Source organism: Microscilla marina ATCC 23134 (genome assembly GCF_000169175.1).
Classification (GTDB): domain Bacteria; phylum Bacteroidota; class Bacteroidia; order Cytophagales; family Microscillaceae; genus Microscilla; species Microscilla marina.
On the sequence record NZ_AAWS01000021.1, the window covers coordinates 37670 to 56094 of the forward strand.

Below are 18425 nucleotides of genomic sequence, written 5' to 3' on the forward strand. Positions count from 1 at the left end.
CAATAGGTATAGATAAATCTAACGAAATAGTCACACTTTTTAAAACAAATACCAGGAGTATTTTATTTTAGTTTTTGTCCGTGGCTAAACCACCCTGGCGATAAATTAAACATTTGTGTATGAAAAAGTTAAGGGTTGACTTACCTGATACGAACACCGGTTTTTTGATAAAAACACCCATAGTCAAACATCAGCAGTCAAGATAATGTAACACATCTCATAAAATCATTTAAAAAAGTGATAAAAAAATTGTATTTTGCCATCAGTTAAATTCTTGGGTCAATAGGGGATTTTATGTATCAACATAGTTATTATTCCTATATTACCCGGCTTTAGCATCCTTTTTAATCAACCAAAATAGTTATGAGATACAAAATCACCCTCAAAACTACCGATGCCTATACTGTTATTCCAATTAACTATCAGTATGAGCTATCTTCGTGTATTTTGGGTATTTGCAAAGATGCCAATACCAAGTACCAGCGTTTTTTGAAGCAGCACAAACTCCCTGCCCGTAGGAAAAACTTTCAATGGTTTTCATTTTCAAATTTATACGTGCCACGGCGCGAAATATTTGCCGATCGTTTGCAGGTCATTAGCCCAAAAATCTCTTTTATTATATCATTTTATTTAGACCCTTCAGCTGAGCGGTTTATCAAGGATTTATTTTTGGACAGACAAATGTATCTGGGCGACAAGTTTTCTCAGGCACGCTTTATTGTAGAAAACGTAGAGCCTTTGCCTTTGCGCATGCCAAGTACTACGGTATCGTTTAAAACTTTGTCTCCATTGTTGATCAGTAAGCTCAATAACCGAGGCAATGTAGACTATTTGCCTCCTGAACACCCTGAGTACGAAAACCTTTTTTTACAAGCATTGCTTGGCAAGTATGTAAAAGTGTTGCAGGAAACTAACCAAACTCCTGAAAGCTCAACGCACCAAAGGATAGAGTTTGAGGTAAACCATTACAAAAAGATAAAGTCAAGACTCATTACGGTAAAAGCGCACACCACCAACGAGGCGCGTATCAGGGGCTTTATGTATGAGTTTAGGCTTACTGCTCCCAAAGAAATCATAGAGCTTGGGTTGCTTACTGGCTTTGGCGAGAAAAACAGGTTAGGCTTTGGAGCTTGTGAAACGGTGTATTGAGGTGCAAAAAAAGCACAGGATTTTATTTAGAGTTTAATTTTTTCTATATTCTAAAAGTTTTTCTTTGAATAAGAATGTATAAAAAATTATCTTGAGGTATAGCAGCGGTTTGTCATAGTACTATTGCTTTATAAATTTTAAGTAACAGACAAACAATAGTTTGTAAGTACTATCGACAAACCAACGCTACTACTCTACCCAGCTTTTTTTAAAAAACATCATCCTCGCCTCGGTTGTGTGTCTTCACCAACTGATCGAAACCCTAAAATAAGTTGTTTTTTGGGTGGTTTGATTTAGGAACATGTTCAAAATAAGTGTCGAGATTGAGGGCGTATACTCGAGGCTGGCTGAGGCACTTTTTGCAGTCGTAGCCATAGCTACGGCGAAAACCGATGGCTGCAGCCCTGCTGCGCCGAGCTCTGCCAAAGGCTAAAAGTAACGAAAGTCAGTAAAGAGGATATGTTCTAAACCGGACAGTTATTGTTGAGGGCTATGCCCGAAATCCCGTTTACGGGGCGATCACGTTCCTTAGCTTCGCTGAGCACTGATATTCATCGGTATCTAAGGACTCGTAAACTCGGTTGTGAGGACACAAATCAGGGCGAAAAATAGTAGGGTAGAGTACAACGCTATCAATTCCTGTATTCAAATTTTTTGCAATGCGCAAGTATAAGATATTTGTAAGAATAACCATTATTGCTTTATTTTTTTTCAATCATTTACTATTTGCTCAAGTTGCCGGAGAAGATAGTCTGCGGAAGCTATTGCCTAAACTGCAGGGCAAACAAAAAATTAGAGCACTCAACCATTTGGCTTATTTACTACGCCACTCTTCGGCTCCCATCAAGACAGAAGAATACGCCCAAAAAGCCTTGGAAATTTCGCTGAGAATGAACGATAGTTATGGGGTAGCAAGTAGCTACGCCAATATTGGGCATTACTTTTTTGCCATCAGCAATTATCAGCAGGCCTATGAGTATTTTTTCAAAGCACATGACCTTTTTGTTGAAAACAAACATTTGCTCGAAGCAGCCGAAAGCTCCCGTAATATGGGGAATGTGTTGCGGCGACAAGGTAAATACAAAGAGGCAGATCGACACTATGACGATGCGTTGGTGATTTTTCAAGATTTAAACGATCAAAAGGGAATAGCTAACATATTGAGTAACCAAGGACAGATTGCCATTCATAGCAATAACAACGGCAGGGCAAAAGAGCTATTGAACAAAAGCCTGAAGGTAGCCCGAAAAATTGGCTATAAAGAAAGCGAGGCACGCTCGTTGGGCAGGTTGGCTTACCTCTATGCCTTGCTGAGCGACAACAAAAAGGCGTTGGAGTTGCTCTATCAGGAACTAGACATAGCCAAAGAGCTTAAAAACCAAGACCTTGAAACCGACGCAAATAATGATATTGGCAAGGTGTTAATTTTGCTTGAAAATTACGACAAGGCAGTTGACCACCTCTCAAGGGCTTTGAAACTGGGGCACGAAATGAAAGCAAAAGAGCGGGTGCTTGCCAGTTATGAAGAAATGGCCAATTTATACAAAGCCAAAGGCGACTTTAAACAAGCGTATAACTACCAGCTTAAGGTAAGGGCAATGGAACATGAAATAAGAGACTCTGATGCCAGAGTACGCATTGCCAGTTTGAAGTCACAGTATGAGATCAAGAAAACGACCACCGAAAATAGTTTGCTAAGGCAAAAAGTAGAGCTCAACAGGTTTATTATAGGAGGAGGTATTATATTCATTTCTATAGTTGTCATTTTGGGCCTTTTTCTTGTGAGAAGCAATCGCCAAAAAAATACGATTAACCAAGAGTTGATTAACCAAACAAATGCATTAAGGGTCAAGCAAGAAAAATTTGAGTTGCAAAACGAAGAACTACGCTCTCAAAAAGAAATCTTGATGATTACAATTACTGAACTCAACCAACACCGTGACCACCTGGAAGAACTGGTAGACGAGCGAACCCTTGAGCTTACCCAGTCGAACGAGCAACTTGTAAATAACCTGCTACGTCAAACTACACTCTCCGAAATATCATCTATTTTTAACTCCCTGGATAGTTTCGACGAACAGGTCAGAGAAGTATTGCACCTGTTGGGGGGGCACACCAACGTAAGCCGGGTATCTATTTACGAAGATGAAAGTGATGGAGAAAAAAGCCTCAACACTTTTGAGTGGTGTCGCAAAGGTATCGAGAATCGCCAGCATAAATTCCGGACTTTAATCTATGCCAGGGTTCCCTATTACAAAAAAGTGATAGAAGAATCAGGCATTTTTATTATTACCGATGCCGATACCGAAGGCTCCGAAGCAGTACAAAAATCGTTGAAAGCACAAGGAATAAAATCGTTGTTGGTGGCACCGTTGTATGTACAGGGCAAACATTTTGGCTTGATTGGTTTTGACGAGTGTTTGATCAAACGCAACTGGAGCGAAAACGAAATAGAACTCATAAAAACCATTGCCAATATTATTTCTAACGCTTATGAAAAGCGACTGGCGTACCACAACCTGAGGCAAACTAAAGAGCAAGCCCAAAAAAGCGAGGCACAGCTCAAGCTGATTTATAACAACACCCATGAACTAATGACTTTGTTTAAGGTAGAAGAAGAAGGGATGCCAGTGCTGGAGTCTACCAATCAACATGTCATCGAAATGTTTGCGTTTAGAGGCGAAGTAATCACTCCAGCTGAACTTATAGGCGTCAAAATAGACGAATATTATAAAAGGGCTTTTTATCAGGACGATGACAAGCTACACCGTGAGATTCAACGGGTAAAAAGAGTATTGAAGAAAAAACAAGAAGTGTTGTTTACCGACAGGCTAGACCTGGACGGGGGCAAAGTGCTATTTAGAGAAAACCGTCTCACCCCCATTATCAACGAACAGGGCGACTGTACCCACTTGTTGATTATTAGCCGTGATATTACCAAAAATCGCATTGCCAAGGCAGCACTGAAAGAAAGCGAAACCCGTTTGAAGCTTGCCATTGAAGCCGCCCATCAAGGCTTATGGGACTGGGACATTCGTGCCAACGAAAACTACCTCAGCCCCGACTTTTACCGCATTTTGGGGTATCAATACTACGAAAACCCTCCCATTCCATTTAAGCCCGATTACGACCAGTGGCTGTCGCATGTACACCCCGATGACCGCCCAAAAGTGGCCAATTTTCAACAACGATACCTGGACGAGGAAATTCCTAAATATGAGGTAGAGCTCAGGATCAGGTGCAAAGACGGTAGCTACAAATGGGTGGCCTCTAAAGGACAAATTGTGCAGAAAAATCGCTTGGGCATTCCTATACGAATGGTAGGCATTATCAATGATATTACCGAAAGGAAACACACCGACGAGCTGTTGCGACGCAGTGAGGAGCAAATGAAAATGACGGTGCAAAATGTGCCAGTAATGATCAACGCTTTGGATGAAAAGCTCAACTTTGTGATGTGGAATGCCGAGTGTGAGCGCATTACCGGGTATTCATCGCAAGAAATTATTGGCAACCGTCATGTGTTTCAAATGTTGATTCCTGATGACAAATACCGTAAAAAAGTATACAGGCAATGGTTGGTGCGCAAAGGAGATTTTAAGAACTGGGAGGTGGCAATTATATGTAAAGATGGCACCGAAAAAATTATATCCTGGACTCAAAACTCTAAACACTATCCTATAGCGGGTTGGGCACATTGGGGTGTAGGAGTAGATGTAACCGATCGTAACAAGGCTTTATACGCTTTGCGCGATAGTGAAGAAACACTCAAGCTGGCAATGAATGCTGCTAAACAAGGTTTGTGGGATTGGGATACCAAAAACAATAAATACAATAGTTTTCAGTATTACCACTTGTTGGGCTATCGCCCCAATGAGTTTGAGGCTACCCACGAAAACTGGGTGTCGCTTATTCACCCCGACGATGTTCAGAATGTACTGAATACTCAGCAGCGTTATTTAACCGCCGAAACCCCTGACTATAGCTTAGAGTATAGAATGCGCGCCAAGAAAGGTACCTATAAATGGTTTTTTGCCAAGGGTAAAACTGTAGCCAGAGATGAGCAAGGTCGCCCCGAACGAATGATTGGTATCATCTCCGACATTTCGGAGTTGAAACAGGCTACCCAAAGTTTACGCGAAAGCGAACGACAACTATCTACCTTGATGTCGAACCTGCCTGGAATGGTATATCGTTGCCACAACAACCAAGAAAGACCGATGGTGTTTGTAAGTGAAGGTAGTACCGCATTAACAGGCATTACCCCAGAAGAGTTTATCGAAGGTAAACGGAAGTTTAATGATATCATATTGCCAGAGCACAAGACAATCCTATGGGAAGAAGCCCAAACCGCGCTCAAAGAAAACCGCCCGTTTGAGGTAGAGTACCCGGTAATGGTAGATGGGCAGATCAAGTGGTTGTGGGAAAAGGGGCGTTTGACGGGGCAACCTGGTGATGTAAAAGAGCCTATGATTGAGGGTTTCATTGCTGATATTACTGATCGTAAAAATGCTCAAGAAGAACTCCTGGCGTTGAAAAATGACCTGGAACGCCAGGTGACCCAACGTACCAAAGAACTGAGAGAGTCTAACCATCAGTTAAGTTTGTTGTTGCAAGAGTCACAGGAAAATGCGGAAACCCTCAAGGCACAAGAAGAGGAACTCAGACAAAACGTAGAGCAACTCAATAAAACCAATGTAGCACTAGAGCGAAAGCAGCAAGAGTTGAACGAAGCCCATAGTCGCTTTGAGCTTATTCACCAGGGAATAGGGGAGGGGCTCTGGGAAATCTTTGTGCCCCAAAACAAAAAACTGGGCAAAGAGGCGTTGGCTTGGGTGTCGCCCAAAATGTTAAACATATTAGACATTACCTCACCCGATAACCATATTGACCTGACCGCCTGGCACAATAAAATTCACCCTGAAGAACGCGAGGAAGTAATTCAGCGTTTTGAAACTTACATCAATAATCCTGATTGGATTCAGCCATATTTTGTAGAGTATAGAATGCTCATGGGCAATGGCGAATATCATTGGTTTAGAGAAAGCGGTATTGTGGCACGTGATGAATATGGCAACCCGTCTAAAGTAGCCGGATCGTTGATCAACATTCATGAGAAAAAGCACGCTGAGGAAGCTTTACGCGAAAGCGAAGCCCGTTTGCAATATGCATTGGAAGCTACCCGTGATGGTTTGTATGACATAGACATGCTCGAAGATAGAACCTTTGCCAGTAGTAACTATTACCGTATGTTAGGCTTTGAGCCTGACGAATTTGACGTAAACGGACAAGTGTGGCGCAAACTCTTGCACCATGAAGACAAAGAAAAAGTGATTACTGCTTTTGATCAGTACAAAGAACTCAACTTCCCGTTTTACTCCATCGAATATCGTATGCAGTGCAAAGATGGTGAGTATAAGTGGTTTTTAGACCGGGGCAAAGCCGTAGAATTTAGTCAGGTGGGCAAGGCCATTCGCACCATTGGTACGATGACCAATATAGATGAGCGTAAACGTTATGAAGAAGATCTGCAAAGCGCCAAAGCTGCAGCAGAAGCAGCAAGCCAGGCAAAAAGTGTGTTTTTGGCAAGTATGAGCCACGACTTACGTACGCCATTGAACGGGATTTTAGGATACGCTCAAATTCTTAAAAAAGAAAAAAATATTACCCCACCCCAACGCGACGGTTTGCAGATCATAGAACGCAGTGGAGAGCAACTGTTGTTGTTGATCAACGATATCTTGCATTTGTCAAAAATAGAATCAGGCAAACTAGAGCTGGAAAACAATGATTTCAATTTTGCCGATTTTGTAAAAAATGTAGTAAGCATTACCAGGGTATGGGCCGAAAACAAAAATATAGACTACCGTTTCGAGAGCCCGGCTCAGCTGCCTTATTTTGTAAATGGTGATGAAAAACGCATCCGACAAATATTATTCAACTTGTTGAGCAATGCCATTAAGTTTACCGATGAAGGAGGAGTTACTTTTAGGATTACCCATACCCCACACCCAACCAAAGTATTGAATCATATTTTTGTGTTCGAGGTAGAAGATACGGGTACTGGAATACCCAAAGACACTATTGCCAAAATATTTGAGCCTTTTCATCAGGTACGAGGTAGTCGCCACCAGGCAGAAGGTACAGGACTGGGACTGGCAATCTGTAACCGTTTGGTAAAACTCATGGATGGTTCTATTCAAGTAGAAAGCACCTTGGGCAAAGGGAGTTTGTTTAAGCTCACTATAGATATGCCCGTAACCAATAGCGAGTTGCCTCAGCCGCCACAAGAAGAGAGAAATATTGTGGGTTACCAAGGCGATACTATCAAGTTGTTGGTGGTAGACGATCGAGAAGAAAACCGAATGGTTTTGAACAATATGCTCAGTCCGTTGGGTTTTGAAGTATACGAAGCCATAGATGGAGAAGATGCTGTAAATAAAACCAGGGAATACGAGCCTGAATGTGTGATTATGGATTTGGTCATGCCCAATATGGATGGTTTTGAAGCAGTAAAGCTGATTAGAGAAGATGCCAGCCTCAAGGGAATCAAAATTATTGCTTGCTCAGCAAGTGTATACGACTACGACCGCAACCAAAGTGTGGCAGTGGGTTGCAACGATTTTGTGCCCAAACCTGTAAACATTGCCGAAATGCTGGCCACCCTGGCAAGGCACTTGGCGATAGAGTGGGTATACGAGCAAGCCCTGGAGGTGGTGTCGAACAGTAGTGCCAAAGTGGTACCGCAAAACAAAGAAATGATATTTCCTAGTCAGGAGGTGTTACAACAAATATATAAACTGGCGCTTATTGGTGATGTAGAGTCACTGGTAGAGCGATTGACTGGGTTAGAGGAGGAAGATGAGGGTTTTGTACCGTTTGTGGCAAAAATACGTACATTTGCGCGCGAGTACAAGATGAAGTTGATACGGCAGTTTATAAAGTCTCAATTAAAAACTGATGAATAACTCTGGTAAAAGTACCATGAAAGGTAAAATTTTGATTGTGGATGATACCCCTGCCAATATAGGAGTTATCTTGAGCTATTTACGAGACCAAGGCTATAAAATGCTGGTGGCTGAAGACGGCGAAAGTGCCATTGAGCAAGTGGGTTTTATGAAACCAGACCTTATACTGATGGACATCATGATGCCAGGGTTGAACGGGTTTGAAACTTGTACCTCACTGAAGGCAAACAAAGAAACTGCCGATATACCCATTATATTCATGTCTGCACTTAACGAAACAGTTGACAAAGTAAAAGGGTTTCAATTAGGAGCAGTAGACTATATTACCAAGCCTTTTCAGCAGGAGGAGGTACTGGCAAGGATCAAAACTCATTTGAAGATGGAAAGCCTTCAAAAAGAACTAAAACTAACCAATGCGACACTCGAAGACCGCATAAGGGAGCGAACACTTAAATTGCAGGAAGTAAACGAAGAATTAGATCGGTTTTTGTATCGTTCATCACACGACTTGCGACGCCCCCTCACCACCTTGTTAGGTTTGGTAGAGATAGCAAATATTACCTTGGCAGACAATGAAGCACGTGAACTATTTGCCCAGGTAAGACTCACGGCAGTGCAGATGGATCATTTGCTTAAGAAGCTTCAGATGGTAAGCGAAATCAACCAGTCATCGGCCGAAGTGACCAAACCCATGAACATAGAACGGATCATGGCGAAAATAAAAAAACGTTTTAGTGGGCTTTTACAAAAAAAATCCATCAACTTTAAGTTTACGCACTCATTACCCGAAGAAGTAAACTATCACCCTTTTTTTTTAGAGGTAATTTTATTCAACGTGATAGAAAACTCGGTAGTGTTTGCCCAAGCCCAAGCCCCATGGATAGAGGTAAGTATTACCCTGGAAAAAAATAGCTTAAAAATTGTAGTAAAAGACAATGGGCTTGGAATTGATGAAAAATACCTTGCCACAGTGTTAAATATGTATTTTCGAGCCAACGAACAATCGCAGGGAAATGGTTTGGGGCTATATGTAGCAAAAAAAGCTATTGATAAAATGAAAGGGAAAATATATATTGACAGTAAACTAGATAAATTTACTGAGGTAACCATTATGTTGCCTTATAAGAAAGATATAAAGTAAGGGTGAAAACGTACACATACGTAAACTATCAATCATCGTTTGAGCAACTGATAGAAATAATCTCTGAACCACAATTAATGAGTTGATTTGTTAAAATGCAAGAAGATAAAACTACAAAGAAAGGTAAAATATTGGTGGTAGATGATACCCCAGCCAATATAAAACTAATGGTAGAACACCTAAGCCAGGAAGGGTATAAAACATTGGTAGCCGAAGATGGAGAAAGCGCCATTGAACAGGTAGCTTTTGTCAAGCCCGACCTCATTTTACTAGATGTAATGATGCCTGGTATTGATGGGTTTGAGACTTGTCACCGCTTAAAAGAAGATGACAGTACCAAAGACATCCCTATCATTTTTATGACTGCCTTGTCGGATACCGAAAACAAGGTGAAAGCTTTTAGTATGGGGGCAGTAGACTATGTAACCAAGCCTATCCAACATAAAGAAGTACTTTCCAGAGTATCGGCACACTTGACCATTCGTAAGCTGCAAAAATCTCTGGAAGACGCCAACCAAAACCTGGAGCATAAGGTAAATGAACGTACTTCGGAACTTAAGCAGGCACTGCAGGAGGTGCAAGACCAACTTCAGCAAGAAAACTTGTACCTAAAGCAAGAAATAAGGGTAAACAACAACTTTGAAGAAATTGTAACCCAAAGCGATGACTTTAGGCTGGTATTGCAACAAATAGAACAAGTGGCGCCTTCTGATGCTACCGTGCTTATTTTGGGCGAAACTGGTACCGGAAAAGAATTGCTGGCAAGGGCGGTGCACAACAACAGCCAGCGCCGCGAAAAAACGCTGGTAAAAGTAAACTGCGCATCGTTGCCCGCCAACCTGATAGAAAGCGAATTGTTTGGGCACGAAAAAGGAGCTTTTACTGGGGCTATAGCCAAAAAAATAGGGCGTTTTGAACTTGCCGATAAGGGCAGTATTTTTTTAGATGAAATAGGGGAGCTTCCGCTCGAACTGCAATCTAAACTTTTAAGGGTGCTGCAAGAGGGGGAGTTTGAACGCCTGGGCAACCCACGCACTACCAAAGTAGATGTACGCATTATTGCGGCAACCAACCGTGACCTGGATAAAGAGGTAGAAAAAGGCACGTTTCGTTCAGATTTGTACTATCGTTTGAACGTGTTTCCGATCAATGTGCCGCCACTGCGTGAGCGTAAGGAAGATGTGACCTTGTTGGCCTCATTTTTTGCCCAGAAATACGGAAAAAAAATCGGTAAAACCATCAAGTCTATACCTAAGCGTACCGCCGATAAATTGACCAGTTATGACTGGCCAGGTAATATTCGCGAACTTGAAAACATCATCGAGCGAGCGGTCATTATTAGTCAAAGCGGCAAACTTGAGGTAGGCAATTGGTTTAATGTAAACGGAGCCCGCAAACCCAAAAAGACGCTCACTTTGGTAGAGTCAGAAAAAGCATTGATTAATGAAGTGCTCAAAATGACTAAAGGACAAATAAGTGGAGAAAAGGGCGCCGCCAAGATTCTCGACATCAAGCCCACTACCTTGCGTTCGCGCATGGAAAAACTGGGCATTCGGTATAAAAACTAATCTATAGTGGCTGGGTTACCGCCAAGCATGAGTATTTGCCTCTTATGAAATTAAAATATATTGACGCCTTAAGAGGCATAGCCATTTTGGGTGTAATGGCGGTGCATACCGGACACAGTGGTTATAACAAATACCCGGTTGTTTTTTCTAACCTGATAGACCAAGGAGCTAAAGGGGTACAACTTTTTTTTGTGGTCAGTGCCTTTACTTTGTTTTTATCTTACAAAACCAGAGAAAAAAATGAAGTACACACTGCCAGAAACTTTTTTGTCAGAAGGTTTTTTAGAATAGCTCCCTTATACTATATAGGCATTGTATATTACCTCTTGCAAGACGGTTTTGCTGCTCGGTTTTGGCTGGGCAACGATCAACCCATCTCTTTGCCCAATATTGCTTCAAACGTTGTTTTTGCCCACGGCATCAACCCTTATTGGATGTTGGGCGTAGTGCCCGGTGGTTGGTCTATCACCGTCGAAATGACCTTTTATTTATGTATTCCGTGGTTGATTGCTCGCATTAGGTCTCTCAACCAAGCCGTAGGTTTTACAATATGGAGTCTGCTCTTTTCGCTTGCGCTAAATAGCCTATTACTTGCTTACCCTTTGATTGACAACTCCACCCTTTGGACAAATTACCTTTACTTATATTTTCCCAACCAATTGCCTGTATTTGGCTTTGGTATCATTGCCTACTTTCTTATCATCAGGCAAGACGCTCAAATATCAGCGTTTTACCTGGGTAGCCTGGCTGTGTTGGTGTTGAGCCACTTAGTATGGTACCCTGTCATCCCCGAACATGTACTTTTTGGGCTGGGTTTTTTGCTATTGGTCATTGCCTTGTCTCGCTGTGAATATTCTTTGTTTGTCAATCGATTGACCCGTTTTCTGGGCAAAATCAGCTACAGCGCCTACCTCATTCATTTTGCCGTCATTCATTGGCTCACTATTTTTCATTGGGCAAACCCATTGCCCCATCATACCCCACTTTGGGCTATGCTTAATTATACCGTTCGACTTTTGTTAGTGGTGGGCATTACCTCGGTGTTGGGGTGGGCGTCGTTGAGGTTGGTAGAACAACCTGCCCAAAAAATCGGACGTTGGTTGATTAATGGTTCACAGTCATGACAAAGTTCTAGGGATTAGAAAATTTGTAGTGCGCTAATTTTCAGTAGGTAGTTTTTGGGTTAGAAGCCAATTCAAACTAACAAGTAAGCTCTGTATTGGTCTTAAGCCCTTGCTGGTGCACGCGTCCTCGCGTGTATGTAGACAGTTCAAGCCCAAAAAATAACCTCCCCATATTGGTCTTAAGGCTTTAGCCTGACCAATAAGCTTGACTATTCCGGCGAATGACGGAACACTTGCTAACCCAAAAGCTGAGGCTTTTCAAAAATAAGTCGGTTTTCAAGTCGCTGGTTCGCCTTGCTCAGGTCACCCTGCGGTAAGACCTTCGTGTGAGGTGGTGGTTTAAATTGAATTTGCTTTGTTAAAAAAATGATCGAACCGACTTTCCGCACCTGTGTAGCTAAAACCGAGTAATTTATTAAACCACTGTTTATGAGGCGTTTATTCAAGGAGATAGTATTTCCTAACTTCTTGCCCCAGTAACCTAATGACCTTTGTATGCATCTCATTCATATTAAGAATGAGCATAGGTTGTTCTTGATTAACCCACAAGCAGTGAATGCCTCTAAAAAACTCGAAAATCCATTTCATTGTGGGTTTTTGAGTTTTTGCTAACCCAAAAGCTGAGGCTTTTCAAAAATACGTTGTTTTTCAAGTAGTTGGTTCGCCTTGCTCAGGTCACCCTGCGGTAAGACAGTTGAATTACGAATTTTTCAATTACGAACCGACCGCAGGGAGCTCTGCCTTGGCTAATTACGAGTATGCAGTTAGTGATTTTATCACAAGGTTTGAGGTGAATTTACTTTATTAAAAACTAGCTCCAAACTTGCCAGGATTTTATGAGACGCTAAAAAATCCTGGCAGGTTTTCGAAGACAGTTCAAGCCTAAAAAATAACCTCCCTGTATTGGTCTTAAGGCTTTAGCCTGACCAATATTTGACAACTCTAGAGCTAACTGTGAGGCTTTTCAAAAATAAGTTGGTTTTCCCACGCTGTTTTAAGTGTTCCGTAAGGACACTTGAAACTTATAGATGAAAAGAAGTCTCCGATCTTTACAAGACAGGCTTTCTAGCTGAATGGCTCAATAGACTTGAACTATTACCAAGCTTTGCATTCGCAAACAAGTCCGGAGACTTGTATTCATCAACGCTTTTAAGTCTCCCAAAGGAAGACTTAAAAGAATAGAGGTTTTATTGTATAAAGTATTGATTTACAGTAAATTACGTTATTCCTTTCTTGCGAAAGGAGGGCTTTTTTCTTATATTTGTTTATACTTTCATGGTGAAAGTAGCCCAAGAGGTTATGATTTGGACGTCTTACCTCAAGGGCTTTTTGTCAAACGTTTAAATTTAACAGTATGCAATCTACTGATTTAAATCAAGAGGTACAAAACATTGCCATCCCTCAATCTATCATCAACATATTTGCTCAAAGTCTGTACGCTCAACTAGAGGCATTGGCGTTTGACGCGAACGCTTCGTTAGAGTTGTTTGAAAACCAAGAATACACTCAAGTAAAAACTTTTCTACAGGCAAACATTCAGCAAATGCAATATGCGCTTAACAGTGTAGAAATATTGGGTAGGATAGAACAAAAAACAGTTTAAAAACATCCAAGCCCTGATTTGTATCAGGGTTTTTTTAGTTGAATTGAATTTGCTACACGAAAACAAACATAAAAGATGTTTTATGACGCTTTGTAAGTTTTGGGCTCGCCTGCCGGCGAATAGTGGAACACTTGCTCAACCAAATGTTTCTGCACAAGTTATTTATAAAGTTTCGGGTTTGCATTACTCAGGTCAGACGATTTAATTACGAATTTTTCAATTAGGGCTGTTCAGAGAAATATTATCTATTCTCTTTTCAGTCTTTTTTTTGCTTTTTTTAGAAACCATTGACTCAGGTCTGGACTTTCCATCATTTCTACTACAATCAAAAGATAGATGTCTTCCAAAAAGAGTTTTTTGGTTCTTTTATATGTTTTGATGGCATTTTTTTGTTTAAAAATAAGGATCATCATTGCTGCAATAAGCTTTACATAAATCATTACTTTTATAGCATTCAGATCATTACAAACAAAGTGTGTAAGGTTCATTTCTTGTTTTAAAAACCTGAAAATCACTTCTATATCCCATCTCATCAAGTAAACCTGAGCCACCACTTCTGCGGGTAAATCCCAAAGATTGCTCAGGATAAAAAGGTGCTTCCCCGTTTCCTTAACTCTAAACTCTATCAACCTAAACTCATGCTCCATTGAATTGGTAGGTTGTCCACGCTCAAATAATTGTACAACACTGTCTTGTATAAAGTCTAAATCAGGGTGGTGGCGATCTAGGAGCTGATGAGGACGATTCACCTGATAACGGGGCTTTTTACCTATATTGGTCACAAACTGTATAGATGCTTCATCAAAATCTTTAAACTTACGACGCCCTTTCAAACCATTATCAAAAACTATAATATCTTGGGAACTGTGTTTTCCCAGATTAATTTGTTCTTGCAAGGCGGTTTCTTCACTTAAATGAGCCTGATCTTGATGGAAACTCACACGGAGACCAAAACCATCAGTGTGCTCAGTAGTCAGTTTTACTTGAAATTTATTTTTAGATGTATTACCTACTTTCATTCCTTGTAATAAATGACCAAATACCTTAATCAAAGTAGAGTCGTAACGTTTGATATGGTAATCAAGAAGCTTTTTCTCTCCATATAAAGCATGAGCTTCTGCAAAAAAATGTTCATATACCTGCTCGATAAAAGGAAGCTTGATATGCCGCAAACGTTCCCGAATACCAGTCCAACCAGCCATTTGTTCGACCATCTCAGATGAAAAACTTTGAAATATAGGATTGCTCATCTCAGATGATATTTCCCGAAGGCTAAGACGCTCATTGTTTAACACGCTGTATAGCAGTAGCTTAATAAATAGTTTGCCTGGTAATTTGCTTACCCACTTATCTACATCAGTAGACTGACTTAAGTTATCAAGCAAATCATCAGGTAGAAGGGAAAATAAATCCGAAACGCTAACTTTACCCATAAATTTAGATATAAGGAGAATGAAGATGAACCAATCAATATATGTTAAAAAATTTCTCTGAACACTCCTAATTTTTCAATTACGGATTACGAGTATGCAGCTAGTGATTTTACTGTATAAGGTGTTGATTTTCAAAAAATCTTGGCAGGTTTTCGTAGACAGTTCAACCTAAAAAATAACCTCCCGTATTGGTCTTAAGGCTTTAGCCAGACCAATGCTTGACAACTCTAGAGCTAACTGTAAGGCTTTTCAAAAATAAGTTATTTTTTTATTTGTCGAGTGGCATTGCTCAGGTCACCCTGCGGTAAGACCTTCGCGTGAGGTGGTGGTTTAAATTGAATTTGCTTTGTTAAAAAAACGATCGAATCTCCCTTGCTGGTGCACATCGTCCTCGCGTGTGCCATCGTAGACAATTCAAGCCCAAAAAATAACCTTCCCATATTGGTCTTAAGGCTTTAGCCTGACCAATAAGCCTGACTATTCCGGCGAATGACGGAACACTTGCTAACCCAAAAGCTGAGGCTTTTCAAAAATAAGTCGGTTTTCAAGTAGCTGGTTCGCCTTGCTCAGGTCACTCTGTGGTAAGACAGATTAATTACGAATTTTTCAATTACGAACCGACCGCAGGGAGCTCTGCCTTGGCTAATTACGAGTATGCAGCTAGCGGTTTTATCCCTTGCTGGTGCACGTCGTCCTTGCGTGTGCCATCGTAGACAATTCAAGCCCAAAAAACAACTTCCTCGTGTTAGTCTTAAGGCTTTAGTCAGACCAATACTTGACAACTCTAGGGCTAACTGTGAGGCTTTTCAAAAATAAGTTGTTTTTTTACTTGTCGAGTGGCATTGCTCAGGTCACCCTGCGGTAAGGCCTTCGCGTGAGGTAGAGGTTTGAATTTGTTACATTATTAACTCCCAACTTTTAGACAGTTCAAGTGAAAAGTGAACATACAACAACATGATGGGTCGTGGAAACGGGCTGGGAATCAACTAACCTTATCGGGCATAGGAGCCAACCAAGAAGACAAAGAGGTATTCAAAATTATTAAATTGACGAGTAGATTGTTGGTGTTACAAAAAGAAGATGGAAATAAAATTGCTTTTGTAGCTCAATAAAAAAATCGTCTCCATTTTTGAACGATTTGCAGCCTATTATTAAAAGCCGAGATGAGGTTAAAATAAAAGAGAGCAGTAAGTGGTAGGCAAAGCTCTCTTTTTGTCCATTTGCTTAGTTTTGCACCTCAACTGCTGAAGGCATCATTTCGGCTATTTGAGCCTGAAGCTTTTCTGAAGCAGCCAACAAAGGCAACCTTACTGTATTGCCACAAACGCCTTGTAGTGCCATGGCGTGTTTTACACCCACTGGATTACTCTCAGTATACATCAACGGGTTGATGCTATTAAGTTGATACAGGTTTTGCGAAGCCTTGCGGTAGTTGCCCGCGAGTGCATCTGCCACCATTTCGGAGAAAATAGATGGGAAAGCATTGGCAAGCACCGAAATGACCCCTTGACCACCTACCGACATCATAGGAATAGTAAGCATATCGTCACCCGAAATCAATAGAAAATCTTCTGGTTTATTCTTGGCAATTTCTATGCATTGAACCAAGTCGCCTGAAGCCTCTTTTACTCCCACAATGTTTTCGTGTTGTGCCAGTCTAAGCGTAGTATGTGCCGATATATTAGAAGCAGTACGCCCCGGTACATTGTACAAAATAATAGGTTTGGGAGACTGGTCAGCCAACATCGCATAGTGTTGGTAAATGCCCTCTTGCGATGGCTTGTTATAATAAGGGCTTACCGATAAAATAGCGTCTACACCATCTAGTGGAGTATGCCCTATATCTTCTATAATATTGCGGGTATTGTTGCCCCCAATGCCATATACAATAGGTAAGTTCAAAGGATTGTTTTGAAGGACAAACTCCAGCACTGCCACTTTCTCTTCTTTGGTAAGTGTAGCCGACTCTCCAGTAGTTCCCATTACCACCCAATAGTTTACTCCGCCCTGTGATGTGTGGTTTAATACGCTTCTGAGGGCATCAAAATCTATTTTATGATCTTCTTTAAACGGTGTGACTAAGGCTACACCAGTTCCGATAAATTTTTCGTGTACCATCAATTTTTGGTTAATTTTTTAGTATAATGTAGCATTTGCTCAATTAAATGATCCACCCCCTCGCCTTCTTGCAAATCAAGCATCAATTCATAGAAATCCTCTTGTTCAGGAAAATAACGTCCTATTCGACACTTGGCATTACTTTTCGTTAGAATAGTATCAAAAGGCAAAAAATGATTTACAGTAATGCAATATAAATAATCAAAAGGAGTGTCTATAAATTTTTGAACTGCACGCGATTTTATTTTCCCCAGCGTGGTGATGTCTTTCTTAGAGAAAAAATCATATTTAAAGTTATATGGGCTATTATCAAGGCGTTCGAAGTAAGTCAGCAGCATCAACTCTTTGCCTTCATTTTGCAGTTTTTTTACAAAATTATTCAATGAATCGTGCTTTTCGTCATCTTCTATTTTGAATAGAATTCCAATGCTTTTAGCTTCCTGATAATTAGAGGTAGCCCGCTCAGCATCGCTTTTTTCTTTAGATGAAAAACGATTTCTTAGGTTAAATACATAATCACTAATCTTACTACTCATAATTCCTACATAAAAAGTTCTCTACAAAATTATAAGGTTTTTTTCTATTTGTAGTTAATTGTAAGGATTTAGCAAAAAATATACTTAAAAAAAAGAATCTAAGTTGTGTATAGGCAAAATACATACAAGTACTTGTTTTGAGCTAGAACCTTTGGTATCAAAACTTCAAAGGTTTGTTTATTTTATTTGTTGATAAAAAATTAACCACTTTCATACAATGAAAAACTCATATTGGCTGGCATTTTTGATAGTGCTTTGTCTCAGCGCCTGCAACAAATCGCCCGTGGTGATTAACATCTCCCAAGAACAAATTCAAAAAGCCTTAGACAAAAAAATTCCCTACCAAAAAAACGCAATTATAGCCAAAGTAGCTTTTACAGACCCTAAAGTAAGCATTAGTGCAAATAAAATTTTTGTAGAGATGTCTTTTGGTGGCAATGCCTGGAAAAAATCTATTCAAGGGCAAGTTGGTGTAGTAGGAAGAGTGGCTTACAAACAAGATAAAAAGGCTTTTTACCTTAAGGAATTTGATATTTTGAAAATAGATGCAGGGAATGTAAAAGAAGCCGAAAAAAAGAGGTTGGTGAAGGTATTCAAAAAAGCCATGGCTGCCTATCTTGCCAGTTTTCCGGTATACAAACTCAAGAAAAAAGACTACAAACAAAACATTGCTCGAATGTTATTAAAAGACTTAAAAACAGTAGGCGACAAGTTGGTAGTTACCTTGAGTTTTTAAGGGTAAAAAAATGGCAAGGTTGAAGAAAACTTTAACCTTGCCATTGTAT

The 18425-nt window shown here is 40.5% G+C and carries 11 protein-coding genes and 1 pseudogene; 8 read left to right on the forward strand and 4 right to left on the reverse strand.

What is annotated here, in order from left to right; genetic code table 11:
• Positions 1–363: 363 nt before the first annotated feature.
• The 5 genes from cas6 (at position 364) to M23134_RS19490 (ending at position 11950) form a co-directional block, all read left to right on the forward strand.
• Positions 364–1149, forward strand: a complete 786-nt coding sequence (gene cas6, locus M23134_RS19470) for a CRISPR-associated endoribonuclease Cas6 (RefSeq protein WP_002699033.1) — start codon at positions 364–366, stop codon at positions 1147–1149.
• 659 nt (positions 1150–1808) lie between these two features.
• Positions 1809–8117, forward strand: a complete 6309-nt coding sequence (locus tag M23134_RS19475) for a PAS domain-containing protein (RefSeq protein ID WP_002699034.1) — start codon at positions 1809–1811, stop codon at positions 8115–8117.
• Between the two features lie 16 nt (positions 8118–8133).
• Positions 8134–9258: an ATP-binding response regulator gene (locus M23134_RS38515; protein ID WP_232296821.1), complete on the forward strand. Its 1125-nt coding sequence runs from the start codon at positions 8134–8136 to the stop codon at positions 9256–9258.
• A gap of 95 nt (positions 9259–9353) precedes the next feature.
• Entirely contained in the window at positions 9354–10826 is a 1473-nt protein-coding gene (locus tag M23134_RS19485) for a sigma-54-dependent transcriptional regulator (protein WP_002699037.1), read from the forward strand.
• A 44-nt stretch (positions 10827–10870) separates the two neighbouring features.
• Positions 10871–11950 carry an acyltransferase family protein gene (locus M23134_RS19490; protein WP_002699039.1) on the forward strand — a complete coding sequence of 360 codons (1080 nt, stop codon included), beginning with the start codon at positions 10871–10873 and terminating at the stop codon, positions 11948–11950.
• Between the two features lie 438 nt (positions 11951–12388).
• On the opposite strand, the pseudogene M23134_RS42850 reads toward M23134_RS19490, so the two are convergent.
• Positions 12389–12556: pseudogene (locus M23134_RS42850) on the reverse strand (IS1634 family transposase); the annotation flags it as partial.
• A gap of 748 nt (positions 12557–13304) precedes the next feature.
• On the opposite strand from M23134_RS42850, the gene M23134_RS19500 reads away from it, so the two are divergent.
• Positions 13305–13553 carry a hypothetical protein gene (locus tag M23134_RS19500; RefSeq protein WP_002699043.1) on the forward strand — a complete coding sequence of 83 codons (249 nt, stop codon included), beginning with the start codon at positions 13305–13307 and terminating at the stop codon, positions 13551–13553.
• Positions 13554–13798: 245 nt separating this feature from the next.
• Here the strand turns inward: M23134_RS19500 and M23134_RS19505 are convergent, their stop codons facing one another.
• Positions 13799–14986, reverse strand: a complete 1188-nt coding sequence (locus tag M23134_RS19505) for an IS4 family transposase (RefSeq protein WP_002699045.1) — start codon at positions 14984–14986, stop codon at positions 13799–13801.
• A gap of 938 nt (positions 14987–15924) precedes the next feature.
• On the opposite strand from M23134_RS19505, the gene M23134_RS41250 reads away from it, so the two are divergent.
• Positions 15925–16098: a lipocalin-like domain-containing protein gene (locus M23134_RS41250; protein ID WP_002699046.1), complete on the forward strand. Its 174-nt coding sequence runs from the start codon at positions 15925–15927 to the stop codon at positions 16096–16098.
• 112 nt (positions 16099–16210) lie between these two features.
• Here M23134_RS41250 and dapA read toward each other — a convergent pair whose 3' ends face one another.
• Together dapA and M23134_RS19520 are read right to left on the reverse strand one after the other, a co-directional pair.
• Positions 16211–17104, reverse strand: a complete 894-nt coding sequence (dapA, locus tag M23134_RS19515; protein WP_002699047.1) for a 4-hydroxy-tetrahydrodipicolinate synthase — start codon at positions 17102–17104, stop codon at positions 16211–16213.
• Complete coding sequence (locus tag M23134_RS19520; RefSeq protein WP_002699048.1) at positions 17104–17640, reverse strand: DUF6913 domain-containing protein; 537 nt, start codon at positions 17638–17640, stop codon at positions 17104–17106. The genes dapA and M23134_RS19520 overlap by 1 nt, the downstream gene beginning before the upstream one ends.
• Before the next feature lie 217 nt (positions 17641–17857).
• On the opposite strand from M23134_RS19520, the gene M23134_RS19525 reads away from it, so the two are divergent.
• Entirely contained in the window at positions 17858–18376 is a 519-nt protein-coding gene (locus M23134_RS19525; RefSeq protein ID WP_002699049.1) for a DUF1439 domain-containing protein, read from the forward strand.
• Positions 18377–18425: the final 49 nt, after the last annotated feature.